This window comes from Paenibacillus sp. FSL R7-269 (genome assembly GCF_000517865.1).
Classification (GTDB): domain Bacteria; phylum Bacillota; class Bacilli; order Paenibacillales; family Paenibacillaceae; genus Paenibacillus_AQ.
The window spans coordinates 189,813-214,830 of the sequence record NZ_ASPS01000020.1 but is presented as its reverse complement, the minus strand read 5'-3'; the positions used below and the strand labels follow the sequence as shown (position 1 = coordinate 214,830).

Here is a 25,018-nt window from a genome sequence, read left to right as displayed (position 1 = left end):
GGCATGTTTTCAAAATTGAAAACATGCCTTTTTGCCAATGGTCATCCGCTTAATTTGCGCCCTTCATTGTCGAGAAACAACAGCTCGTAGTATTTTTTGGGCCGCCCCTTACTGTTGTCCCTTTTTTCAAATACCGTTTGTACTTGTTTACTTTCCTCAATTTTGTTAAGAATTCGGTTGGCACCTTTGACGGTCATGGACAGGCACTGTGCAACATCCTCAGAGGATAGCTTATTGGTTCGCATGATTGCTGCATAGGATATGATTTTCTGTAAATTGATGTTGTTGATTCCGATCCTTTTGGCTAAGGCGATGATTTCCGGGTCCCCCTGTTCAGAGAACTGGATGACATTCATGCTCCGCATGGGGCCGGCAACCTTCTGATTCTCGTCTATGAAAAAGCTGGAACTGCCCGTATAGGCTTCGGCCTGTCTGTGAGCCTTGGTGGCGTTAACGTTCGCTTGAAAATATTCATGCCCCGAGCCCCACCCGATCTTCACCTTGCCCTGTATACGCTCCTCCAGATACTCCAGCAGGCTACAGTTATGCGCGTTAGAGGTGATTCTCATGAAATTGCCGTAGGTGGTGTACAGTCTGACATAGCCTTCTGAGATTTGGGCCGTGTCTGCCAGATTTACGCTGCGCAAAAAATTGCCGACCAGGACTTTCAGCTCATGAAGCTCCTCTTCGGAGGAGTGCTGCTCATTTTGGACCGATAAACATGCGACCACTGCCCTCTGGTTCTTAAGCTTGAGGATGGTAATTTCGTTAATAATCTCGCTGATGGTCTCTTTAACGTTCTCCAAAGTTGGCCGGATTAAGATATATTTGACGCCGTGCTTTTGGAGTTCTGGAACAAAGTGACCGAAGGCTGTAATGGACAGGTCTATTTTCTTAGCTTCCCACAGCGTGATATGGTTCTCCAGCATGATCTCCACACGCTCCAGCAAATTTCCGCTGCTAACGGGCTTTCCTTCATGAGTCAGATATTGCTGGAATTCGCTGAAAGAATCGATGACATACGCATAATCCACATAGACTCGGGAGATATCAAGCTCAGGTTCTGTAACCAGCAGCCGGAAAAGCTCTCTGTACAGCAGATTCTCATCATCATGCAAAATGTGAACAGGTACCTTATCGTCAAGGCATTCCTTGTCTATGGCCTCGTAAAGCATCCTCCCGCTGATCACAAATCCATCCACCGAATCCAGGTTTTTGAGATAAATGTCCGTTGTTTCGCGGAAGTTGCTGATGGTAAGGAAGCGGAACTGGCACAGGGGCCGCATTTCTTCTTCAATGGCGCGGAAGTAATCCATATGGGACTCTGGCGTGATAATACCCAGCTTGATTTTCATAATTGATTCCTTTCATGAACAGTTCAATCAAAAGAGTTATATCACAATAAATGTGATATTACAATGTTCCGGCGGCCTACTGAAATAATGTTCTTAAAATGTCTAAAAGTATCTTGACAGTGGATGAATTTATAAGTACGATAAACATGTTCTCAAAAAGTCTTAAAATACAAAGGAGGAATGCCTACACTGTTCTTACGTTCATTTAATTTATGCTTTGGGAGATGTTCATTGTGAGTGTAGAAGCTGAAGACTTAATGAGTATGGCTCATCAGCTGCAGGACAAAATGGTCATGTACAGGCATCATCTTCATGCGATTCCTGAGCTTGATCTAAGTTTGCCTAAGACAACTGCATACGTAAAAGAGGCATTGGAGTCGATGGGTCTTAAGCCCACTCCCATAGGAGAATCAGGACTAACAGTTACCATTGGCGGACAGCATGAAGGGAAGGTGGTTCTGATCCGTGCGGATATGGACGCTTTGCCCATTCCAGAGGAAACGGAGCTCTCTTACGCGTCGTTGAATGGAAATATGCATGCCTGTGGGCATGACATGCACACTTCCATGCTGCTGGGGGCGGCGGAGATTCTGAAGGCGAGCGAAGAGCAGCTTCGCGGGACAGTTAAGCTTATGTTCCAGCCGGGTGAAGAGACGCTGCACGGAGCACAGATGATGCTGGAGAATGGGATTCTGGACAATCCCAAGGTGGATGCAGCCATGATGCTCCATGTGTTGACCGGAATGCCGCTTCCTATCGGACAATTTGTTGTGCCTGAGGAAGGGGGAGCGATCTCTGCTTCTTCGGATTGGTTCGAAATCATCATCCGCGGAAGGGGCTCACATGGAGCGATGCCCGAGGCCGCAGTGGACCCCTTAAATGTGGCTGCTCATCTTCATCTGGCGCTGCAGGGTATCCTCAGCCGGGAAATATCGCCGATTGAACATGCAGTGCTTACCATCGGCGTGATGGAAGGCGGCACTACGAACAACGTGATTCCCGATACGGCCAGATTGAAAGGCAGTGTGCGCACATTTAACACCGCATTGCGGGATAAAATGGAGACCCGTATCCGTGAAATTACCGCAGGGATCGGAGAAACTTTTCAGGCAAAGATGGAAGTGATTTATACACGTGGTTGTCCTGAAGTGAGAACGGATGGCGGGCTTAATGAGCAAATGAGGGCTTCGATTGCAAATACCTTCGGCGATGACTCCTATATTGGTATAACTGAGCTGATACCCGGCGGTAAATTAATGGGCTCGGAAGATTTCGCCTTTGTCTCACAGGCAGTGCCAAGTACCACGGTGTTTCTTAACGCAGGCAATATGCAAGATGGTTATAGTTATCCTGTACACCATCCAAAGACGATGTTCTCGGATGAGGTGCTTCATAGAGGGGCTGCGGCTTACGCAGCTTTTGCCAGAGACTGGCTTGAAAGTAACAGATAAGCTCTAAACCAAACTTAGGAGGAATTACAATGACAGAGAGACGTATGATTGGACCCACCAAATTCGAAGAGTACTCGGAGAAATACAAGGAATTCCTGTTAATGACCCGCCGTGACGGAATCATTGAAGTGCGTCTGCACACCGATGGAGGCTCGTACACGCACAATTGGGAAGCTCATACCGCCTGGTCTCATGCCTGGTCAGATATTGGCCGTGACCCTGAGAACGAAGTCATGATTATTACGGGAACTGGGGATAAATGGTTGATCGGCGACCCAGAGGTCTGGAATACGAAATTCATGGACTGGCCGAAGCAAAAGAAGCTCGAACAGTATCATGAATCACTGAGACTGCTTGAAAATCTGATCTTCTGCATCGACATTCCGACGATCGGGGTGGTCAACGGGCCGGGAACGCACTGTGAACTCGCAACACTCTGTGATATTACCATTTGTACGGAAGACGCTGACTTTTTCGATCCGCATTATCTGGGAGGCACGCCTCCAGGAGATGGAATGCTGCTGACACTGCAGAACATGATCGGTTTCAAAAAAGCTGCCTACTACGCCTACACCGGCAAGAATATCAATGGTCAGACCGCCTTGGACCTGGGTATCGTCAGTGAAGTTCTGCCCCGTGAAAAGCTTCTTCCGCGCGCATGGGAGCTTGCGGAGATGATCATGCAGGCACCGCGTTCAACGAGACATCTGTCTCACTCCATCATCTCCCGTCCATGGAAGCAGGCCCTGCTCGCCGATCAAGGATTCCAGCTGGCCCACCAGATGTACGACATGGCCATAGATGAAGAAGGAGCGCTGGAGCGGCTGAAGAAAATGCAAGGACGCCTGATGGGCAACGATGTTCAATAGAGAGATGACTGGACCTACTAGACTCGAAGAATACTCTGAGAAGTACAAGGACTTATTCCTCATGACCCGCCGTGACGGTATTCTCGAAGTGCGGTTGCACACTCACGGGGGACCTTTACAATTCGACTGGCCGGTCCAAGCCGCATATGGTCAGATATGGTCAGATATTGGCCGTGATCCTGAGAATGAAGTCATGATTCTCACAGGGACAGGAGAGTTGTGGCAGACCGGCAATCCTGAAGTCTGGACCACCAAATTCATGGATTGGCCGAATCGCCGGAAGCTAGAGATGTATCATGAATCACTTAGAATGATTGAAAATATGGTTCATTGCCTGGACATCCCCACGATTGGGGCGATCAATGGCACAGGCGCACACTGGCAATTGGGAACGCTTTGTGATATTACCCTTTGTACGGAAGCCACAGCGTTCTTCGATGCCCATTATCTGGGCGGTGTACCGCCCGGAGATGGAATCGTTCTGGCACTTCAAAGGATTGTGGGAACCAAGAAAGCGGCATACTATGCATACACGGGCTTGAACATTAATGCTCAAGAGGCATTAGATCTCGGTATGGTTAGCGAGGTGCTGCCTCATGATCAACTTCTTCCACGGGCATGGCAGCTGGCAGAAATGATCATGCAGGCACCCCGCTCTACGAGACATCTTACTCATTCGATTGTGTCACACCCGTGGAAACAAGCTTTTGCAGAGGATCAGGGTCTTCAGCTTACCCACCAATTGGTTGACATGGCTATGGATGAAGAGGGGATTCATGAGCGGTTGATGAAGCTTAAGGAACGTTTTCAGAGTAATGACAACTGAGAAGGGATAAGGGTGCTATGAGATCGTTGACTGAGCTATATAAGATTGGCAGCGGACCGTCAAGCTCCCATACCATGGGGCCGGAGAAAGCGGCCAGAATCTTCAAATCGGAAAATGAAGACGCAGACCAGTTCAAATCGTTGATCTATGGTTCCCTTGCCAAAACAGGCAAAGGCCATATGACGGACAAGGCTATTCTTCGGGCATTGTCACCCGCTTCAGCGGAGGTTGAATTTGTTCCACAGCCTGACTTTGTTCTGCACCATCCCAATACGATGGACTTGTTCGCTTACAAAGACGGTCAGCAAACCAATTCCATGCGTGTTGTCAGCATCGGCGGCGGGGATATCGTGATTGAGGGACGGGAGGAGACGCTTGGATCTGGAGTCTACCCGGAGAACAGCTTTGCCGAGATCAGTACCTTTTGTAAAGCGAAGCATATCCGCCTAAGCGATTATGTTGAGCAGCGTGAAGGCCCGCAGATCTGGGAGTTCCTCCAAGGCATCTGGGAAGCGATGAAGCGGTCGATCGACGAGGGGTTATCTGTTACAGGGATTCTGGAAGGCGGGCTTAATGTTGAGCGCAAGGCGCAATATTTATATCATCAGGGGCATGTGGATGAGAGCCCGGAGACGCGGGAGAACCGGATCGTCAGCGCGTACGCTTTTGCCGTCAACGAACAGAATGCGGCCGCTGGTACAGTCGTAACGGCTCCAACCTGCGGGGCCTGCGGTGTTGTACCCGCCTCGCTCCGTTATATGCAGGAGAAGATGGAGGTCCCGGACGAACAGATCCTCCGGGCACTGGCTGTCGGCGGGCTTATTGGTAATCTGGTGAAGCAGAACGCCTCCATCAGCGGCGCTCAGTGCGGCTGCCAGGCGGAGGTGGGTACGGCTTGCTCTATGGCAGCGGCTGCACTGGCTGAACTGTCCGGTATGGAAATCGACCAGATTGAGTATGCGGCGGAGGTAGCCATGGAGCACCACCTGGGGTTAACGTGTGATCCGATTAACGGACTGGTGCAGATCCCTTGCATTGAGCGGAACGCTGTCGGCGCAATGCGGGCGATCAATGCGCTTAGCCTGGCTAAGTTCTTGTCGGGTACCCGTAAAATATCCTTTGATCTGGTTGTTCAGACGATGTATGAGACAGGCCTCGATATGAACAGCAGGTACCGTGAAACTTCTGAAGGCGGGCTTGCTAAGTTCTACAACATGGGCAGTTAAATGAAAATGATATCGCAGTAGATGAAGGATTAATTCCAAGCTTGTGAATAAGACAAGGAACGTCCCTTGCTGCCGGTTGGCAGAGGGGACATTTTTTTCGTTTGGCGGGAGATCTGTAGGGCGGACCTCACTGTAAGGCAAGAAGGGATTTGACTAAAGTGCAGCATGAATGAGAAAATGTATGCGTGTACATCGAGTAGTCTATTCAGTGAGGAGGCACCAAATGAAACAGCTGCGCATTGGAATGATAGGTTATAAATTCATGGGCAAGGCCCACAGCAACGCTTACCGCAGTCTGCCCATGTTCTTCCCGAAGGCAGTGAAGCCGCAAATGTCGGTCATCTGCGGACGTAATGAGGAAGCGGTTACAGAGGCGGCAGCACAGCTTGGCTGGTCGGAGAGTGTGACCGACTGGAAGGAGCTGATCGCACGCAGCGATATTGATCTGGTCGATATTAATGCGCCAAGCAATGCCCATAAAGAGATTGCCCTGGCGGCTGCGGCAGCAGGCAAGCATATCTTCTGTGAGAAGCCGCTGGCCCTGAATCTGGAGGATTCCCGCGAGATGCTGGAGGCTGCCGAAAAGGCTGGAATAGCGCATATGATTGGCTTCAACTACCGTTTCTCCCCGGCGGTACGGCTGGCGAAGCGGCTGATTGAGAGCGGCCGGCTGGGCCAAATCTATCACTTCCGCGCGTGGTTCCTGCAAGACTGGATTCTTGATCCGGAATTCCCGCTGGTCTGGCGGCTCCAGAAGGAGGTTGCCGGTTCGGGATCGCATGGTGATCTCGGGGCGCATCTGATTGATCTGGCTCATTTCCTGGTCGGAGATATAGAGGAAGTTATAGGTATGAGCGAGACCTTCGTCAAGGAGCGGCCGCTTGCAACGGAGATGACGGGGCTGAGTGCCAAGGCTGGTAAGGATGCGCCGCGCGGTCCGGTAACCGTAGACGATGCAACATTGTTCCTGGCCCGCTTTGTGAACGGCGCACTGGGCAGCTTCGAGGCGACGCGGTTTGCCGCCGGACACCGTTCGACCAACTCCTTCGAGATTAACGGCAGCCTGGGCAGTGTGAAGTTTGATTTTGAACGGATGAATGAGCTGGAGGTCTACCTGACCTCGGATGACGAGGATGTGCAGGGCTTCCGCCGGGTACTAGCCACCGATCCGTCCCATGATTATACCGAGGCCTGGTGGCCGCCGGGCCATACCATCGGATTCGAGCATACCTTCATCCATGAGATGCTGGAGCTGTCGAATGCCATTGAGGAAGGGCGCCAGCCGGAGCCTAACTTCAACGACGGCGTGAAATGCCAAGCAGTGCTGGAAGCGGTCGAGCGTTCGATTGAGCAGCGGCGCTGGGTTACGATATCTGAGATGTAAGCTGAAGACAGAGAAACACCGCCGGGGGATAGTGGCCGGCGGTGTTTTTTGGGCTTGAAACGCCCGCTTACTCCTGCTTCCGTGCCTGGGAAGGGGTTAGACCTTTGTACTGCTTGTACAGCTTAGTGAAGTAATTCGGATTGTCACAGCCGACCCGGCCTGAGATCTCGGTAATCGTCAGGTCCGTCTCCAGCAGCAGCCGCTGTGCCTCATCCATTCTGCAGAAATTCACATAATCGATGAACGTCCGCCCGGTGAGCTTTTTGAAGGTTTTGCAGAAATGAAAAGGGTTCAGATTCACGAACCTGGCAGCGGCCTCAATCGACATCTTCTGATCTGCGTGGTTCTCCAGGTATTCCAGCAGCGGCTTGAAGCGCTCCCGGTGGATCGAATGGCGTTCGCTGTGCTCCCGCTCGCTGCGTTGCCGGGCCGGGAAGGCCCGGGACATCAGGGTGAAGAACAGGTGCAGCTGATTCTTCACCACGAGCTGAAAAGCCGGCTGCTTGGCCTCCACTTCGGCAATCACCCGCTCCAGCAAATGATAATACGCAGCGCATTCAGGCTGCTGGGCGGCAGGCATAACCGGGAATTGATTCAGATTATTGAGGTACGGAGCTACGAATTGCTCGTGCTGGGAATCCTGGTTCCGGTCTTTGAACAGCGAGGCATGGAACACAATCGAGACATAAGAGAGGTCACCACTGCACAGGCTATAGCCGACATGAAGCCCGCCGGACGGCACCATCAGGACATCCCCCGGCCCGGCTTCATAAGGCTTGCTGTCCACATGAAAAATGGCCTGACCCTCGCGCATAATGATGATTTCGAAATGCTCATGCCAGTGCAGAAACAGGATGTTTTGTTCAGGAGATACCTCCCGGCAGTTGTTGAAGAACAGACGGAACGGATACGTTTTCTCTTCCAGCCTCGGGTATTCCTTAAGTTCCTTCGGATAGGTCATCTTTATTCAACTCCCGCAAGATTCAGCTAGTTTAGCACAAGATAAGTAGAGATTTTGCCCAAAATGAGCGATATACTAGGAATGTTGCATTAACTATAAACCAATATTGGAGTGGCATACAAGATGCAGGATACATTAAGAATCGGAACACTGGTTGGAGGCGGGGATGCGCTCAGAGTCATTCCGCAGATTATTGGACATGGCTTCGAGTCCTTCAGCTTAACCTTTTGGCAAACTACAGGAACTACTGATTTGGCGGAAACAGCGGCACGGGTGCGTGAACTGGCTGCGGAGCATGATTTCACGATTTCTTCAGTCGGCATATTCGGGAATCCGCTTACAGGGACAGGTGACAATTCGGATACGCTTGCCAGCTGGGAACGGCTGATCGACCATGCCCATTTGTTCGGGACGGATCTGGTCTCCGGCTTCACCGGACGTCTGCCCGGCGTATCTATAGATGAGTCGATTCCGAAGTTCACTGAGGTGTTCGGTGAGCTGTCGAAGCGGGCGGCGGAGCGCGGGGTCAAGATTGCTTTTGAGAATTGCTCGATGGACGGGAGCTGGCGGGCAGGGGACTGGAATATTGCGCATAACCCTACTGCCTGGGAGAAAATGTTCAACGCTGTGAATGCCGATAATCTCGGCCTGGAATGGGAGCCCTGCCACCAGATGGTGCAGCTGATTGACCCGATCCCGCAGCTGCGCAAATGGACGGACAAGATCTTCCACGTCCACGGCAAGGACGCAACCATCGCCTGGGATATTATCAAGGAATACGGAATCCACGGGCCTAAGCCGTATGTATGGCACCGGACGCCGGGCTTCGGGGATACGAACTGGACAGATGTGATCTCGATTCTTCGTCAAGCTGGATACAAGGGCACCATTGATATTGAAGGCTGGCATGACCCTGTCTATCGTGATGATCTGGAGATGACCGGTCAGGTCCATGCACTGAATTATCTCAAAACCTGCCGGGGCGGCAGCTTCATCCCTAACCCGGTGTAACTGGAGGAAAGAATGATGACAGCAGGATATCGTGTGGTTGTTGCGGGCTGCGGGGCTATGGCTAATGAGTGGATTACCTATGCACTGAAGCATACTGATGGAATAGAGATTGTAGCGCTCGTGGATATCCGGCGGGAGTCCGCTCAGGCTATGGCAGAGAAGCACGGGCTTACTTGTCCGGTATTTACTGATGTGGAACAGGCGATTGCGGGTACAGCGGCTAATCTGGTATTTGATGTGACGGTGCCGGCCAGCCATTACAATATTGCCAGCAGTGCGCTTGAGGCCGGTTGCCATGTATTCGCAGAGAAGCCGCTGGCGGAGACGATGGAGCAGTGCAATTCGATCGTGAGCATCGCTGAACGTACTGGCAGGAGCCATGCGGTGATGCAGAACCGCCGGTATGATCCGCGCATCCGTTCTTTGCGGGAGCTGATAACTTCAGGGGTTATAGGGCGGACAGGCTCTATCAGCGCTAATTTCTTCCTGGCTCCGCATTTCGGCGGTTTCCGGGATGCGATGGACAGCCCGCTGCTGCTGGATATGGCGATCCACACCTTCGATCAGGCCCGCTATATCAGCGGCGCTGATCCGGTAACTGTGTATTGCCAGGAGTTCAATCCGCCGGGATCATGGTATGCAGGGAATGCGGCGGCGGTCTGTATTTTTGAAATGTCGGACGGTTCTGTATTCTGTTATCAAGGCTCCTGGTGTGCGGAAGGCGCACCTACATCCTGGGAAGCTTCATGGCGGGTTCAAGGTGAAAAGGGCGCAGTAATCTGGGATGGCCGGGATCTGCCTTATGCCGAGGTGATTAGTGCCGGGAGTGAACACTCCGGCCAGTTCCTCCATGAATTCGAGCGCGTCGAAGCGCCGAAGGTACAGATGGAGGAGACCTTCCATCAGGGCTGCCTCGATGAAATGTTCCGTTCGCTGGCCGAAGGCCGTCCGGCCGAGACGGATTGCCGCGATAACCGCTACAGCATGGCCATGGTGCTGGCTGCTCTGGAGAGTGCGCGGACAGGCCGCAAGCTGAGCATTGCCGAATTCATAGAGGGCGCTGAGCTGGCGGGGAGTAAGGCGTAGGGGATTTTAGCAGGGGTTACAACATGGAATGCAAAAAAGCATGGGGGAAACCCCATGCCTTTTCTTTTACCGCCGTCACTGGTCACTAATCTGCTTGCTGGTCTGGTTATTTATCCGTCCCCAGTAACAAGTTCACAACCGTATCCAACTGCTGCTCCAAAGAATAAGGGTCCTCCATGACAAACTCATCATGATAATTATCCCCGTATAAAAATACTTTGCCATTCTTCACGGCAGGTACACTTTTCCATATATCACTTTCCATTGCTTGGTTCGTAATCTCAGCGTCGCCGTTATATACAAAGATATAATCCCCTAAATATTCAGGCAGCACCTCAAGGGAGATGGATTCGAACCCCTCTTTCATATGTAAAGCACTTTCTGTCGGTGGCAGCTTCAGCATTTCGTAAATAGTAGAGGAACCATAATTTCCGCCCGTGGCTGCTAACACATATACTGTTTTTTCGGCAAACTGAACGATGGATACCGTCTCCCCTTCCTTAATGACGTTAGATACCTTTGACTTTGCTTCAACAACCTTCTGTTCGTATTCCGCAATCCAATCCTCTGCCTGCTGTTCTTTTCCGAATATCGAGGCTACGCTTCTGAATTTATCAAGCGGTCCGGCTGTTGACAACTCTTCCCAGTATGGCAGAAAAACAGTAGTGCCGATCTTCTCATATTGCTCAACGTAATCTTCGATGGAACCGATAATGAGGTCTGGCTCCAGCATGGTCAATTTCTCCAGATTCATCGGGAATTCTCCCAGATCTTCGATCTTATCGAGTGTTTCTTGGGGAATCTCCGCCTTGTCCATCCAGCCTTCGTCGAGCATGAACGTCCTTGCCCCGACAGGGACAATGCCCAGTTTCAACAAATGGCCCATGTATTGGTCTGCCGCGACTTTTACCGGCTCTGCGGGTACTTCAATGTCTCCTCTTGGTGTGGTTACGATCCTTGTCTTAGAACTTTCTTGCGAGGCAGCCGGACTTGCCTGATTTACGTTGCTGTTCCCGCTGCTTGAATCCTTCGCTGCTGTGTTGGACCCGTTGGAGCAAGCACTGAGCAGGAGGGAGCCGCAGAGCAGGATAGCAGCCATGGCCACTGATCGGGTTGGTTTAAACATATGTATTTCCCCTTTATCCGTATTGTGATAATGATTATCATTATTAATATACAGATCCGCACTATGTTCAGAAATAGAGGATGTGGGGAAGTTTAATGGACTTTCAGCAACTTTGTGCTGCAGCAGCTTCCTATTTCTATGATGAGCAGGGGCTTCACCCTTTCGCTTTTTATAAATCCTGCTGAAATAATACCCGTCTTTATACCCGACACTTGCCGCAATCTCCCCGACAGAAGCATTAGTTGTCATTAGAAGCTCTGATGCAAGGTCAAGGCGGTAGCGAATTAAGTAATCTATCGGACTGATGCCTGTATGCTCTTTGAATAAGGATGACAGGTGATAAGCACTGAAATTGAACACTTCCGCAAGTGAATCTAAGGTAATAGGTTCCGCATAATTCTCCCGGATATAAGTGATTACCTGCACTGCAACAGAAGTTGTTCTGACCTCGGTCTCATGCTCTTGCAGGCGCAATTCCCTTAACGTCAGATGAACGAACTGGTAAAAAAGTGCTTTTACCTGAAGACGCTCTTCCGGCTGATCCCATTTCTGATACATCTGCTGAATTTTGTTATACAGTAAAAGCGGAGCCTTAGGGCTAAAACAATACTGCACTTGAAAAGGATTCGCTTCATGGAGCAAGGCTTTGTAGTAAATGATATAGTAAATAAATTTATCACTTACCGGTAGGATGCTTAGGGTCGCCCCTTCGCCGCAATGTAAAAGTTCAAATCCTGTACAAGCAAATTCAGCCTGGTCTGTCTGAACTTGTGCGCTCCCCTGTACCGATAGCAAAAATAGATTGGCAGGTATGATGAATGGAGGAAGAACTTCGCCTTGCGCTAACTCCTTCTGCCGGATATTCACCACTGTAATTGCAGCCTGATCCCAAAGTAATAATTGATTGCTGATGTGCATGATGCGATATTCCCCTCCGTAATCTGTCTACTCCCCATTTTAAATGATAACCATTATCAATGACAGTCCGAATAATACTTGCTATATTGAAAGTCACATAACTCCATATCCTTCTCACATCGCTGTATTCCAGATCTGTGTAATGAAGGTTAGAATAAATACCAGATAGTGGATGTAACGAACAAGGGGGAATCGCGATGGATGAGCAGTTGAAAGTTGTGATTGGGAGCGGCGGAAGCCGGCATAACCAGGGGTGGCTGCATACGGAGGAGAGGGAGCTTAATCTTTTGCAAGAAGAGCAGTGGGCCAACAGGTTCATGAAAAGTTCCATACAAGCCATCCTTGCGGAGCATGTCTGGGAGCATCTGACGTATAAGGAGGGGATACAGGCGGCGAGAATCTGCTATCCTTATCTGGCACCTGGCGGATATATCCGCTGTGCTGTGCCGGACGGGTATTTCCCGGATGAAGCTTATCAGAGGATTGTGCAGGTAGGGGGACCAGGGCCCCTGGATCATCCGGCGGCATCCCACCGTATCGTACATAATTACAATACCCTGCGAGGCATGTTTACGGCGGCTGGCTTCGAGGTCAAGTTGTTGGAATATTGCGATGAATCCGGACAGTTTCATTATAACCACTGGGATGAGGGCGAAGGGTTTATTTACCGTTCCAAGCGCTTTGACCACCGCAATACAGAGGGAAAGTTAGGTTTTGTCTCACTGATTGTGGATGCCGTTAAGAGATGACACATTACATTGCACCTGATAAAAAGGCTGATCCCCGCAGCACAACTCGCTACGCTAAGATCAGCCTGTCCTTCATTCAAACCGCCCGGGCTAGAAGCCGCGGTACTGTGGTTCTTCCTTTTCCAGCTCGGTTACACGGCCTTCCACCTGCTGAACAATCTGCTGGGTCTGATCGGCGGCATTGGTAAACAGGGTCTTGGCTTCTTCATTTTGCGTTTCCATGGCGAATTGCTCCAGGCTGGCCTGGGCGCTTTTCAGTGAAGCTACGCAGGTCTTGACTTGTGAGGCGACAGTCATCGGTATACCCTCCTCCTTATTATAGAAATGGATCATCATCCACGGATTCTAGTATCTGCATTCCCGCAGCTCATACTCTGGAAAATAAATCCATACTCACAAGAGCATAATCAACCGGCACGAAATCTTTTGGTTAATTCACCCCTGGTTTGACAAATACTGAAGCTGAATGTTTGAGCACACAGAACATGAAATATCACATTACAGGGGGTTTTTCGAATGCCTGAAGCACTGGAGGTTGTCCTGCGGACCTTGTTTGCGGTGGTCGTCTTGTTCTTTCTCACTAAACTTCTGGGGAAGCGGCAGGTTTCGCAGCTGTCGTTCTTTGAGTACATTACAGGCATCACAATAGGCAGTATTGCGGCATATATCTCGCTGGATACGGACAAAACCTGGCATCTGGGCCTAATTGCTCTAGGCGTCTGGGTCGGCTGCTCCCTGCTGATTGAGTTCCTGCAGATCAAGAGTAAGAAAGCCCGCGATTTCATTGACTTCAAATCGACCGTGCTGATCAAGGACGGCAAGATTCTGGAGGACAATATGAAAAAGGAGCGGATCAGCACGGATGAGCTGCTGGAGGAGCTGCGTAAGAAGGATGTTTTCAAAGTGGCTGATGTGGAGTTTGCCATTATGGAGTCGGACGGGGCAATTAACGTACTCCAGAAGAAGGAGAATCTGCCCCTGACCGCCAAGGATCTCGGGGTTAAGGTAGCGCCGGAGAAAGAGACACTGGCTGTCATCATGGATGGTGAGATTATGGACGAACCGCTGGACAGCATGAATCTCTCCAGGGCGTGGCTTAAGGATGAGCTGGACAAAATGAACCTGACCGTAAAGGACGTCTTCCTCGGCCAGGTGGATTCCTACGGTGAGCTGACCGTGGATCTGTATGCGGATAATGTGAAGGTGCCGCAGCCGCAGGATAAACCTCAGCTGTATGCGCTGCTGAAGAAATGCGAAGCCGATCTGGAGCTGTTCGGTCTGTCCACCAAGAACAAAGCGGCGAAGCAAATGTACGGAAATTGTTCAGAGCAATTGCAGGAGCTGCTGCAGAAGCTGAAGCCGTTTATCCAGAACTGACAGCAGTTGACCAAGCGGACAACAGGGGAGATTTTCCATTCGGGCGCTGTAGAGGTATACTATAATCGATTTCATAGGATCTATTTCAAATATAGGGAGGATGCTGCCGATTATGGACTATGTGAAGCTGGGGAAGACCGGACTGGAAGTATCACGAATCTGCCTGGGGTGTATGAGCTATGGGGTGCCGGAACGCGGAACCCATTCTTGGTCGCTGAGTGAGCAGGAGAGCCGGCCGTTTATCCGCAAAGCTCTGGAGCTGGGCATTAACTTCTTCGACACGGCTAATATCTATTCGGATGGGACCAGTGAAGAGATTGTCGGACGGGCCCTCAAGGAGTTCGCCTCCCGTGACGAGATTGTGCTGGCCACCAAGGTGCATGGCCGCATGCGTACCGGCCCCAATGGCGGAGGACTGTCGCGCAAAGCCATCCTGAGCGAAATCGATCATAGCCTGAAGCGGCTGGGCACAGATTATGTGGACCTGTATCAGATTCACCGCTGGGACCCGTCCACTCCGGTTGAGGAGACGATGGAAGCCCTGCATGATGTGGTAAAAGCGGGCAAAGCCCGCTACATCGGCGCTTCCTCCATGCCTGCATGGCAATTCCTCAAGGCACTGCATACCGCAGAGCGCCATGGCTGGACCCGGTTCGTGTCGATGCAGAACTATGTGAACCTGCTGTACCGGGAGGAGGAACGGGAGATGCTGCCGCTGTGTGAAGCGGAAGGCATCGGCGTAATTCCGTGGAGTCCGCTGGCCCGCGGCCGGCTGACCCGGGACTGGCAGGAGACGAGCGCCCGCTCGGAGAGTGATCAGTTCGGCAAGCTGCTGTATTCACAGACGGAGGAAGCGGACCGGCTGGTGGCCCTGCGGCTGAAGGAGATTGCGGAGCAGCGGGAGATTCCCCGTGCACAGGTGGCACTGGCTTGGGTACTTCAGAAGAAGCCTGTCACAGCGCCGATAGTTGGAGCAACCCGGATGAGCCATCTGGAGGATGCCGCCGCAGCGGTATCGGTCACCCTCACTGATGAGGAAATCCGGCGGCTTGAGGAGCCTTATGTACCTCATCCGGTAATGGGCTTTTAGCACTGGCATTATATGATAATGTGACTTAAACAGGAGCCGGATGACGGCTCCTTATTTGTTTTTTATAGCTTGGAATACTAGCTATTATATAATGTAGGCGCTTTCTGGTATGATTAGCTTATATGTACATACCTTTTTTTGGAATAGGATGGTGTTATTATTCATGAATCTTCAAGAAGCAACCGCTCTAATTGATTCAATCCGAAGTAATCTGGCACAAGTTATTGTCGGCAAGGAGGGCGGCGTGAACCTGCTGCTGACCGCCTTGCTGGCGAATGGTCATGTGCTGCTGGAGGATGTGCCTGGAACCGGAAAGACGCTGCTCGCCAAAACACTGGCCCGTTCCCTGGACTGCACTTTCAAGCGGATTCAGTTCACACCCGACCTGCTGCCGTCCGACTTAAGCGGCATCAATTACTATAATCAGAAGACCGGCGAATTTCAATTCCGCCCGGGCCCGGTATTTGCCAGCATTCTGCTTGCGGATGAGATCAACCGGGCTACGCCGCGCACCCAGTCCAGCCTGCTGGAGTGTATGGAGGAGCGGCAGATTACGATTGACGGCGTGACGCATGAGCTGGAGCGGCCGTTCCTGGTTATTGCTACCCAGAATCCGGTGGACAGCCAGGGGACCTTTCCGCTGCCTGAAGCGCAGCTGGACCGGTTCCTCATGCGGATTACCAGCGGGTATCCGTCATTTGAGGAAGGGGTACATATCCTCCAAAGATTCCGCCAAAATAACCCGCTGGAGGATACCGCTGCGGTGGCCACGGCCCGGCAGATTCAGGACATACAACGTCTGGCTGCGGAGGTTGCCGTCAGTGACGAGCTGCTCGCTTATATGATGCGCGTGGTCGAGGCCACCCGCACCTCTCCGGCGGTCCGTCTGGGAGCAAGTCCCCGGGCAGCTTTTGCCTTGCTGCGTGCCTCGCAGGGGTACGCACTGATCCAGGGCAGAAGCTACTGTATACCGGATGATATCAAAGAGGTTGCAGTTCCTGTGCTGGCGCACCGGCTGATTCTTCAGCGTGGTCCCGGAGTCCGTGAAGGCCAGTCGGCAGAGGTAGTGCTTCAGGTGCTGCGTGAAATCGAGGTACCTGCTGAACCTGCTGTCCTGTCCAGAGGCGGAAGGGTGGAGTGATCCATGTCGCTGTCGTGGTTCATTGCAAGCACGTTCATTCTGCTGGTCTTGATCTCGCTGATCTATGACCGGAATGCACTGAAGAAGGTCAGCTATACCCGTTACTTCTCTGCCAAAGCGGTGTACGCCGGAGAACAGGTAGAGATGGTTGAGGAGATTCTGAACAAGAAGCTGCTGCCGCTGCCTTGGCTGCGGCTGGAATCCAGCATAGCTAAGGGGCTTGAATTCGGTAACCAGGAGAATCTGGGCATCAGCAGCGGAGAGATTTCCCAGAATCATGTTAGCCTGTTCTTCCTGAGGTCTTTCCGCCAGATCAAACGGCGTCATAATATCACTTGCAGGGAGCGGGGGCTGTTCGTCCTGGAGACGGCAACCATGACTACCGGCGATCTGTTCGGACTGAGCCGCAGCGCCAAGACCTTCCCGCTTCATCTGGAGCTGCTGGTCTACCCCGGATTGCTGCGTTTCCATGACCTTCCGTTGCCGGTTCACAGCTGGCTTGGAGAGCTGCCGGTCAAACGCTGGATTGTCGAAGATCCGTTCCTGACCGCCGGTACAAGAGAGTACAGCGCAGGGGATTCCCTGGCGAGCATTAACTGGAAGGCGACTGCCCGGACAGGAAGTATGCAGGTGCATCAGAAGGATTACACCGCCGATTCCCGGCTGGTTATCTGCCTGAACGTAGAGACCAGTGAGTCCATGTGGAGAACGGTTACCGATGTGCAGCGCATAGAGCTGGGTATCCGCTATGCGGCGACTGTAGCCGAGTATGCGATCAGCCACGGGATTGAGGTCCGGCTGCTCAGCAATGGAAGACTGGACGGCAGCGGGGCGAGAGATTCGGTGGACACCTGGTCCATTGCCCATACCGAGGAGTTCCTTGGCCTGCTGGCCAGACTGAATCTGGACCGGACTGTGCCGATGAGCAGGCTGATGGAGATTGAAGCGGACAAGGGTGAGGGAGATATGGATTATCTGATCATCACCTGCCACCGGGGGGCAGAGCTGCAGTTGGCAGCGTCAGGGTTAAGCTTCCTCGGGAACGGTGTAGAGTGGCTGGATATTCCGGCAGAAGGGGGCGGTGAGTGATGACTTCCCGAATCCCGGATGCCTTCAAAGAAAATTTCGCCATATGGATGTCAGCCCTCATCGAATGGCTGCTGCTGCTCCCCGTATGGCTGGTACTCCAGACTTATTTCCAGCCGGAGGCCGAGGCGCTGCGCTGGATCTATCTGCTGCCGGTACTGGCCGCAGCTGGTGTACTGCTGCGGAAGATATGCAACCGCCGCTGGAAGCAGCTGCTGGCGGCGCTGGTTCTCGGAGCTATTACAGTTGCATTAACCGGTACGCTGACACTTATGGGCCTTCCGCTGGCAGCCGGAGCGGCAGTGTCTGCCTTCCTTGGTATGACGGCAGCCACACGGGTGAACCGGCTGTGGCTGTATATCAGCGGGATTATCCTTTATTTTGTCGCTTCGATTGCCTTCCCGCGCATACCCGGTCTCCAGCCGAGTGCAGCGGTGCTCACCTGGAGCGGCAGCCTATGCCTGATCCTGGCACTGCTGGCTACGAACAGCACCCACCTGCGTTATAGCTCCTTGAACGGAGGTGCAGGAAATCTGCCACAAGGACTTCGGCGGCATAACCGGATGTTCGTGGTCGGTTTCATTATCCTGGCAGCACTGCTTGCGGCGGGGGGCGGTAAGGCGGTAGGAATGCTGATATGGAATATGACGCGGGCATTCTTCGCCTGGCTCAGCCGGTTATCCTCCGGTTCCGAGGAGGCACCGCCAGCAGAAGCACCGCCTGCGGCCATCCCTGCCATGCCTGCAGCGGAGCCGGGTGAACCGGGCTTGCTGTCGATGATTCTGAATGTAGGCTTCTATATTCTAGGGGCGGCAGCCATTCTTGCGGTACTCTATTTTATCCTACGTTGGTTATACAGGAATACAGGAGGCATCCTGCGCAGAGCGATGGACAGGCTGTTGTCCCTGCTGCGCAGAGAGACGCCAGCGGTTTCGGGGTATCAGGATGAGGAGACCAGCCTGTTCAACTGGGAGCAGACCGTTCAGGACTTCCGCCAATATGTGCGCTCCAAGCTGACACCAGCCAGCCGCCGCGACCGCTGGGAGGGGATGGACGGAAGCCGCGAGCGCATCCGCTGGCTCTACCGGCACTGGCTGCGGGCCAGACATGCGGAAGGGTATGAGGTGAAGCCCTACCTGACCCCGCAGGAGACAGCCGCCGATGTAGCCGCCTGGTCGCAAGGCCAGAAGCGTGCGAACAAGCACTCTGGCAGCGGGCAACCCGCCCACGACCGGCTGCTCAGCCTATATAACAAGGCCCGCTACACCGAGGAGGCGTTGTCTGAACTTACTGCCGCTGAGGCGGCAGCGCTTAAGGAGCAGTTGAAGCTGTAGCTGAATCATTACATTCAGTGAATACGGGAAAGGAGCGGCAGGCATGACTCTTTATCTGCGCGGTGAACTGGCTAAAGAGGCTCAGATTAATTTAGAGACGCTCAGATTCTATGAGAAGAAAGGGCTGATTCCGCTGCCTCAGCGTTCAGCAGGCGGGTATCGGCTGTATCCGGAGGAGACGCTTCTCCGGATTGCTTTTATCCGTAATGCCAAGAACTGCGGGTTCACACTTCAGGAGATTAAGAAGGCACTCGTTAAATCTGCGGACCGCAGCATCGGAATCGATGATTTCGCCCAAGTCATTGAGCGGAAGATCGCCGCTGTTGATCTGGAGATTGCCCGGAGGAACGAGACACGCAGTCGGCTTGAAGCGTTAAAGTCCGGTCTTCTGTCTCAAGACAGGCACCCGGGCGTGGAGGATACGCTTACTATGTTGAACATGAATGATTAACCCGCTGTCACCTGTAATGCTGGAGGAATTGCCGCTTGACTCTGTATATAGCTACAGGGTTTATAGTAGGAGCATCCCAGGATAACAGGAGGAATTACACGTATGTTGTATCCGAGCAGCACCCCGATTGAACAGCTGCAGGCCATTAGTGCTTATCTGAAAAGTAATAATAATTATTCCAGAAGACCGGTTCAGGAGATCCGGGCGGCGGCAGTAGAAGCTTCCAGGCAGTTACCCTTACTTGAAGGCGTGAAGGTTGAACCGGTTGAGGCGGAGACCTTCAGCGGAGAGTGGGTCAGGGCGGAGGGGAAAAGTCTACTAAGTGAAGGACAATTGCAACCCACGGAGAACAAGGTCATTCTATATTTTCACGGTGGAGGGTTCGTGTCTGGCAACTGCGAGATCTATAGGGATCTGGCAGCCCGTCTATCTGAAGCAGCTGGGGGAATTACCGTTTTAACTGTGGAGTACCGGCTTGCACCGGAGTTCTGCTACCCGGCAGCCAATGAGGATTGCCTTGCTGCTTACCATTGGCTACTGGAACGGGGCGTTCATGCCGGCAATATCATAGTCTGCGGAGACTCCGTAGGAGCCACGCTTGCGCTGATGACCTTGATTACGCTGCGGGAGCAGGGAGACGGGCTTCCTGCCGGTGTCTGCCTGCTATCTCCCCATGCCGATCTTGTTCAATTGGATGGGGAGTCTTATGACAGCCGTGCGGGAACGGACCCGACAGGGAGCCGGGCAGCGAATCAGAGAATGATTGTGGAATATATGGGGGACTTTGGCGGTGCATGGCCTGCGATATTGTCACCGCTAAGACTGGATCTCCGGGGCTTGCCGCCCCTGCTCATACAGGCGGGTGATCATGAGGTGCTGCTGAGTGATGCAGAGCGTTTGGCTGAACAAGCAAGGGCTGCGGACATCACTGTAGAGCTTCAGATCTGGGAGAACATGTGGTGCGCCTTTCAGCTGATGGCTGCCATGCTTCCTGAAGCGCAGCAGGCCATTGGAAATATAGGCAGCTTCATTAAGAGAGTATTGCAGCTGGAGGGCAGGCAAGATTAACGCCTGTAGCCTGAATGGAATTGTACAGCGTATCCGTTGGACAGGGTCAGAACAGCAGACGCAGCAGCATCAGCGTCACAATACCGGTCAATACTGTGGCCAGCAGACTGCGGGTCTTGACGGCTACCCAGAAGGTGGGGAGGGCTGCGATTAGCTCTACATTGGTGGACAAGACTGCGAACCTGCCGCCGGTTACGAACAGCTCTTGGGCAACCAGAGCAGCCATGACTGCAATCGGCACATAGCTCAGCCAGCGCATGCCCCATTCCGGGATCGTGATCCGGCTCAGCAGCATCAGCGGAAGGACACGCGGAATGAAGGTAACGAGCGCGGCTCCGAGAATGATTATAGCAATATCGGGTCTTATTTCCATTGTTCCATCACTACTCCAATCGTTGAGGCTACCAGCGCGGCAGCTATAACACCCATGCTGGGCGACCACAGCACGGAGACGATCACGGCCACCACAGCTGCTGTTATACCGACAGTGATATCCAGTCTATACTTGCGCCGTCCCATAATGGTCAGGACCAGCAGTCCGATGAACATAGCCGGCAGGGCGAAATCCAGTCCCCACTTCTCGGGACTGGATATCCATTGACCGAGAATAGCACCGGCAATATTGGCCAGGAACCAGTTCAGATAAGCGGTAATATTCAGGCCGTGCATCCATCTCTCGCTGATCTGCTTCCTAGCGGCACTCTTCTGAATGGCTACGCCGAAGGTCTCATCTGTGAGCAGTGAGCCGATCAGCAGGTTGCGCAGCGGGGTCAGATGCCGGAAGTAAGGCGACAATGCTGCGCTTAACAGCAGATGACGCAGGTTAACCAGCAGAATCGTAATGATAATACCGGAGGCGCTACTCCCGGCGGCAATCATGCCAGCGGCAATAAACTGGGCCGAACCGGCGTACAGGATGATTGAGATCATGCCGATTTCGGCAAGGGTTAGCCCCGCTGTTTTCTCCACAACGCCTGCGGCGAATCCGATGCTGAGGTAACCGAGCAGCGTGGGGAGGCAGTCCTTCACCCCTTGCCAGAACGTATCGCTGCTCTCCGGCACACCTGGGCTATCTGTAACCAGGCTGCCGCCGGATAGCGGCTCCTGATGAATGGATTCTGGCTTCATGGGCATGCTCCTTCTGGGTAATGGAATAACGACTATCGCCGGTAACGAATACACTGTATTATAATATCTATTAATTCATAGTGAATATCAAGGGAATATTAGCTGTAATTGTAAAAAGGGTTCCGCCGTCCACAGAGCGATCTGCGGCAGCGGAACCCTTTTGGAGTTCTTGGTTATTTCAAGACGAGTACGCCGAACCCTTCCATCGTATAGCTCCCCGACAGGGTCTGGCCGCTTAAGAGATCCGTCTTGGCTGTCTTAAGCACAATCTGTGCCGGTTCTTCGCTGTAGTTGAGCAGGAAGGCGACACCTGTAGAGGCGTCTTCCCCTGTGGAGCGAATCTGCAATTCAACCTCTGGCGGCAGCTCCGCCCAATCTGCGGCTGGCGAGACCAGATCCAGGCTGCCAAGCATCTGCAGCACAGCAGGCTCATTGAACACGGCGCCGTAATACCACACTTCGCCTTGGCCCCGGGTGTTACGGGTTACTGCCGGTTTGCCGGCATAGTAGTCGGTCGCATAGGTTGCCATAACCTCTACACTATCCTCTTCCACCTGCAGGATGTCATTGAAGGCATCTGCACCGGTCAGCGCCTCAGGATCATGGTTCCAGCGGATGGAGGTAGGCTTGCGCGTTCCTTTGACCAGAGTGAATTCTTCAACCGTTACCCCACACATCTCCTGTGCCGCTCCGGGAAAAGGCCGCATATAGCATTGTCCGGTACTATCCTTATAGCCAGTACGGCAGCCGAAGACCAGCTTCCCGCCTTGCTGTACATACTGGTCCAGCAGTGCTGCTGTATCGTCAGTCATAATCGCCGGATGCGGATATACCAGCACTTCATAACGGGCAAGCTCTGCAAGGGAGGTATGGCTGCGCAAGTACAGAACGTCATTCGGAATATGCTTCCGCTGCAGAGCCTTGAACCATTCCTTGTTGCTCTGCCACATGAACGGTCCGTGCCAGACATCATATTCACCGTCCCACTCATTGTCATAATCACGCACGATTGCAACGCTCGCCTGAGTCCGGCTGCCGATGAACTGCTGCCCGATGCTTGCCAGCTCGCGGCCGATCTGCTCCGCTTCCCTTACCCGCCGGTTAGGCTGGTTATGGTAGTCGTTCAAGCCGTGCCAATAGATCTCATTGCCCATGGTGGCGGTCCGCCAGCGGAAATAGAGCAGCATGTCAGCGCCGTGGGCGACGGACTGGTACGTCCACAGCCGCATCTGTCCAGGCTTTGGTGAAGGCATATCAAGCCGATTCACCCAGCCTCCCGGACCGGATTGCTGCTCCATTACACAGAAGTTGCTGCTGACCGAACGTACAGCCGACAGGGACAATCCCCAGCCGCGGTCAAGCATCGGGTTCACCTCAGCCGGATCGAAGCCGATGGTGGAGAACTGCGGGTACGAGTCATAGCTGAAGAAATCCAGCAGCTCGTCATTCAGCTCATGGCTGTCCAGATGTCCGAACAGACCGTTCGTGGTAACCCACTGATTAGGGGCCAATTCCCGGAGGATATCTGCCTGGATTTTGGCGAAATAGATGGTGTTATCAGAGATGAAGCGCTTCTCATCCAGAGCCTGGTGAGGGTTCGGCTGGTTCGGTGAAGGGGTAGGCCGGGTGAGGCAGACCTGTGACCAGCTCGTATAGGTCTGATTCCAGAACACCGTGCCCCAAGCCTGATTAAGCTTGTCCAGGGTGACATACTTGTCCTGAAGCCAAAGGCGGAAGGCCTGATGATCACTCTCCGAGTAAAATACATTGATCTCACAGTTCAGTTCGTTGTCAATCTGCCAGCCGACGACGCCCGGATGATTTCCGTAATGTTCAGCAAGCTTCGTTACGATTCGGGCACAGAGCTCGCGGTACTTGGGACTGCTGTAATTGTAATGGCGGCGCATACCGTGCTGTAGCGTCACACCTTCATAAGTAACATTCAAGGCCTCAGGGTACTTCTCTGTAAGCCAGGCAGGCGGAGTGGCCGTAGGCGTTCCCAGAATGACCTTCAGCCCGTAGCTGTGTGCCATGTCGACTGCCCGGTCAAACAGATCATATTGAAACATGCCTTCCTCCGGTTCAAAAATGGACCAGGCGAACTCAGCCAGACGTACAATGGTGAATCCGGTTTCAACCATACGCCGGTAATCGTCAGCCCACATGGATTCAGGCCAGTGCTCAGGATAATAGCAAACGCCCAGTTCAAATCGTTCTGCTGCAACAGGTTTCTTCATCATAACCTCCAAGTGTAAAAATATGCTTTATTTAAGCTACCAATCTATTGTATTATCAGCAGTGTATCCACTTATATAACAGAATATTGCTATTATATCATTATATTGCGTGCTTGAACCGGCGCAGGGCAGGAGGAGATTCACATGAGAAAGCACTGGGTTCTGCCGCAGCCTGCTTATGCCCATTATGTATGTTATCCGGAGATGCTGGGGCATTACAGCGACTTCCCGGAGCATGCAGAGCGCAGAAGTGAGGGCTTCCTGAACAGCTATAATCTCCACATGGTTTTTGGGGGAGAAGGGTATGTATTTCAGGGTGGGGAGCGGATATCCATGAGACGGGGCAGCGGGTTTCTTTTTCCCAGGGGGGCTTATCAGCAGTACGGTTCTGATCCTGGCGCTGCCTGGGATGTGCGCTGGATGCACTTCGCCACGGCGATGCCCCTGCCTATGCTGGAGGAGGCGGACCAGTCGCGCGGCTACTTTTTCACCTTCGATCCCGCCACCGGCTATGAAGCGCTCTTCGAGGAAATGTACCGGCTCAGTGCAGGCTATGAGACCCGGAGTGAACCGCGTCTCTCTACGCTGCTCTATGAGATTTTGGTTACGCTGATGCAGAACTCCGAGCCGCTCCACGGCTCCGTTCCGCTGGAGATCCGGCATTCCATCCGGCTTACCGCCGACAGGATCTACAGTGAGTGTGAGCGGCCCTGGACGCTGGAGTCCATGGCCAGACTTGCCGGCTATAGCAGCTATCATTTTCTCCGCTTGTTCCGCAGCATTATGGGCAAGACGCCGAACCGGTATTTGAGCGATTGCCGGATGGCCCGGGCCAAGCTATTGCTGGCTTCCACCAAGCTGTCCGTTGCGCAAATTGCGCTGCAGTGCGGGTTCCAGCAATCCAGTTATTTCATCAAGGTGTTCAGACAACTAGAGGGGATGCCGCCGAACCAATACAGACGGTCCTTTAACTCATAGAATCAAGTTTTTTAGGACCAAGTATTAAGAAAGTTTGTTACATTTATGGCAGGGCTCACACCGCAGCAGCCTTGGTTGGGTGACAGAAAGTTACAAATAGAAACAAAGGGTTACAAAGTGGATACAAATTCCACGCGCCAAGCAACTATACTATTGCTAGTAAATA

At 52.7% G+C, this 25,018-nt stretch carries 23 protein-coding genes; 16 read left to right on the top strand and 7 right to left on the bottom strand.

The annotated features are described in order from the left end of the window. Positions 1-41: 41 nt before the first annotated feature. Positions 42-1,355: a hypothetical protein gene (locus C162_RS10315; protein ID WP_036694097.1), complete on the bottom strand. Its 1,314-nt coding sequence runs from the start codon at positions 1,353-1,355 to the stop codon at positions 42-44. 224 nt (positions 1,356-1,579) lie between these two features. On the opposite strand from C162_RS10315, the gene C162_RS10310 reads away from it, so the two are divergent. From C162_RS10310 to C162_RS10290, 5 genes are all read left to right on the top strand, one after another. Continuing rightward, positions 1,580-2,806: a M20 metallopeptidase family protein gene (locus C162_RS10310; protein WP_036694248.1), complete on the top strand. Its 1,227-nt coding sequence runs from the start codon at positions 1,580-1,582 to the stop codon at positions 2,804-2,806. 29 nt (positions 2,807-2,835) lie between these two features. After that, entirely contained in the window at positions 2,836-3,675 is an 840-nt protein-coding gene (locus tag C162_RS10305; protein WP_036694096.1) for an enoyl-CoA hydratase/isomerase family protein, read from the top strand. Between the two features lie 4 nt (positions 3,676-3,679). Beyond that, positions 3,680-4,501: an enoyl-CoA hydratase/isomerase family protein gene (locus tag C162_RS10300; RefSeq protein WP_235218397.1), complete on the top strand. Its 822-nt coding sequence runs from the start codon at positions 3,680-3,682 to the stop codon at positions 4,499-4,501. Positions 4,502-4,518: 17 nt separating this feature from the next. After that, positions 4,519-5,727, top strand: coding sequence for an L-serine ammonia-lyase, iron-sulfur-dependent, subunit alpha (locus C162_RS10295; protein WP_036694091.1), 1,209 nt, complete (start codon positions 4,519-4,521; stop codon positions 5,725-5,727). A 223-nt stretch (positions 5,728-5,950) separates the two neighbouring features. Then, on the top strand, positions 5,951-7,111 hold the full coding sequence (locus C162_RS10290; protein WP_036694090.1) for a Gfo/Idh/MocA family protein: 1,161 nt from the start codon (positions 5,951-5,953) through the stop codon (positions 7,109-7,111). A 67-nt stretch (positions 7,112-7,178) separates the two neighbouring features. Here C162_RS10290 and C162_RS10285 read toward each other — a convergent pair whose 3' ends face one another. Beyond that, entirely contained in the window at positions 7,179-8,072 is an 894-nt protein-coding gene (locus tag C162_RS10285; RefSeq protein WP_036694089.1) for a helix-turn-helix transcriptional regulator, read from the bottom strand. A gap of 123 nt (positions 8,073-8,195) precedes the next feature. Between C162_RS10285 and C162_RS10280 the strand changes: the two genes are divergently transcribed. Both C162_RS10280 and C162_RS10275 read left to right on the top strand, forming a co-directional pair. Beyond that, positions 8,196-9,083 (top strand): sugar phosphate isomerase/epimerase family protein, encoded by an 888-nt coding sequence (locus tag C162_RS10280; protein WP_036694088.1) that lies wholly within the window; start codon positions 8,196-8,198, stop codon positions 9,081-9,083. Positions 9,084-9,098: 15 nt separating this feature from the next. Further along, a complete protein-coding gene (locus tag C162_RS10275; protein WP_036694086.1) occupies positions 9,099-10,169 on the top strand; it encodes a Gfo/Idh/MocA family protein in 1,071 nt (356 codons plus the stop codon). Positions 10,170-10,275: 106 nt separating this feature from the next. Here C162_RS10275 and C162_RS10270 read toward each other — a convergent pair whose 3' ends face one another. Continuing rightward, the gene (locus C162_RS10270) at positions 10,276-12,213 is read right to left on the bottom strand and encodes an ABC transporter substrate-binding protein (protein WP_036694085.1); all 1,938 of its coding nucleotides are present in this window, start codon (positions 12,211-12,213) and stop codon (positions 10,276-10,278) included. 197 nt (positions 12,214-12,410) lie between these two features. On the opposite strand from C162_RS10270, the gene C162_RS10265 reads away from it, so the two are divergent. Beyond that, positions 12,411-12,962, top strand: coding sequence for a protein distantly related to SAM-dependent methyltransferase (locus C162_RS10265; RefSeq protein WP_036694084.1), 552 nt, complete (start codon positions 12,411-12,413; stop codon positions 12,960-12,962). Positions 12,963-13,052: 90 nt separating this feature from the next. Here the strand turns inward: C162_RS10265 and C162_RS10260 are convergent, their stop codons facing one another. Next, positions 13,053-13,259: a DUF1657 domain-containing protein gene (locus C162_RS10260; RefSeq protein WP_036694081.1), complete on the bottom strand. Its 207-nt coding sequence runs from the start codon at positions 13,257-13,259 to the stop codon at positions 13,053-13,055. A gap of 219 nt (positions 13,260-13,478) precedes the next feature. Between C162_RS10260 and C162_RS10255 the strand changes: the two genes are divergently transcribed. The 7 genes from C162_RS10255 to C162_RS10225 all read left to right on the top strand — a co-directional run bounded on the left by C162_RS10255 (position 13,479) and on the right by C162_RS10225 (position 20,509). After that, positions 13,479-14,339 carry a DUF421 domain-containing protein gene (locus C162_RS10255; RefSeq protein ID WP_036694079.1) on the top strand — a complete coding sequence of 287 codons (861 nt, stop codon included), beginning with the start codon at positions 13,479-13,481 and terminating at the stop codon, positions 14,337-14,339. A 112-nt stretch (positions 14,340-14,451) separates the two neighbouring features. Continuing rightward, positions 14,452-15,429 (top strand): aldo/keto reductase, encoded by a 978-nt coding sequence (locus tag C162_RS10250; protein WP_036694246.1) that lies wholly within the window; start codon positions 14,452-14,454, stop codon positions 15,427-15,429. A 163-nt stretch (positions 15,430-15,592) separates the two neighbouring features. Beyond that, positions 15,593-16,570: an AAA family ATPase gene (locus tag C162_RS10245; RefSeq protein WP_036694077.1), complete on the top strand. Its 978-nt coding sequence runs from the start codon at positions 15,593-15,595 to the stop codon at positions 16,568-16,570. Positions 16,571-16,573: 3 nt separating this feature from the next. Beyond that, on the top strand, positions 16,574-17,659 hold the full coding sequence (locus tag C162_RS10240; protein ID WP_036694075.1) for a DUF58 domain-containing protein: 1,086 nt from the start codon (positions 16,574-16,576) through the stop codon (positions 17,657-17,659). Then, positions 17,659-18,990 (top strand): hypothetical protein, encoded by a 1,332-nt coding sequence (locus tag C162_RS10235; protein WP_036694074.1) that lies wholly within the window; start codon positions 17,659-17,661, stop codon positions 18,988-18,990. Before C162_RS10240 ends, C162_RS10235 begins: the two co-directional genes overlap by 1 nt. A gap of 43 nt (positions 18,991-19,033) precedes the next feature. Then, a complete protein-coding gene (locus tag C162_RS10230; RefSeq protein ID WP_051493368.1) occupies positions 19,034-19,441 on the top strand; it encodes a MerR family transcriptional regulator in 408 nt (135 codons plus the stop codon). A 102-nt stretch (positions 19,442-19,543) separates the two neighbouring features. Further along, positions 19,544-20,509, top strand: a complete 966-nt coding sequence (locus C162_RS10225) for an alpha/beta hydrolase (protein WP_051493367.1) — start codon at positions 19,544-19,546, stop codon at positions 20,507-20,509. Between the two features lie 46 nt (positions 20,510-20,555). Here the strand turns inward: C162_RS10225 and C162_RS10220 are convergent, their stop codons facing one another. The 3 genes from C162_RS10220 to C162_RS10210 form a co-directional block, all read right to left on the bottom strand. Further along, entirely contained in the window at positions 20,556-20,882 is a 327-nt protein-coding gene (locus tag C162_RS10220; protein WP_036694073.1) for an AzlD domain-containing protein, read from the bottom strand. Beyond that, complete coding sequence (locus C162_RS10215) at positions 20,873-21,637, bottom strand: AzlC family ABC transporter permease (protein ID WP_084648884.1); 765 nt, start codon at positions 21,635-21,637, stop codon at positions 20,873-20,875. Before C162_RS10215 ends, C162_RS10220 begins: the two co-directional genes overlap by 10 nt. A gap of 173 nt (positions 21,638-21,810) precedes the next feature. Continuing rightward, positions 21,811-23,874 carry a beta-galactosidase gene (locus C162_RS10210; protein ID WP_036694071.1) on the bottom strand — a complete coding sequence of 688 codons (2,064 nt, stop codon included), beginning with the start codon at positions 23,872-23,874 and terminating at the stop codon, positions 21,811-21,813. A gap of 144 nt (positions 23,875-24,018) precedes the next feature. Here C162_RS10210 and C162_RS10205 point away from each other — a divergent pair, with 144 nt between their 5' ends. Continuing rightward, entirely contained in the window at positions 24,019-24,852 is an 834-nt protein-coding gene (locus C162_RS10205) for a helix-turn-helix transcriptional regulator (protein ID WP_036694068.1), read from the top strand. Positions 24,853-25,018: the final 166 nt, after the last annotated feature.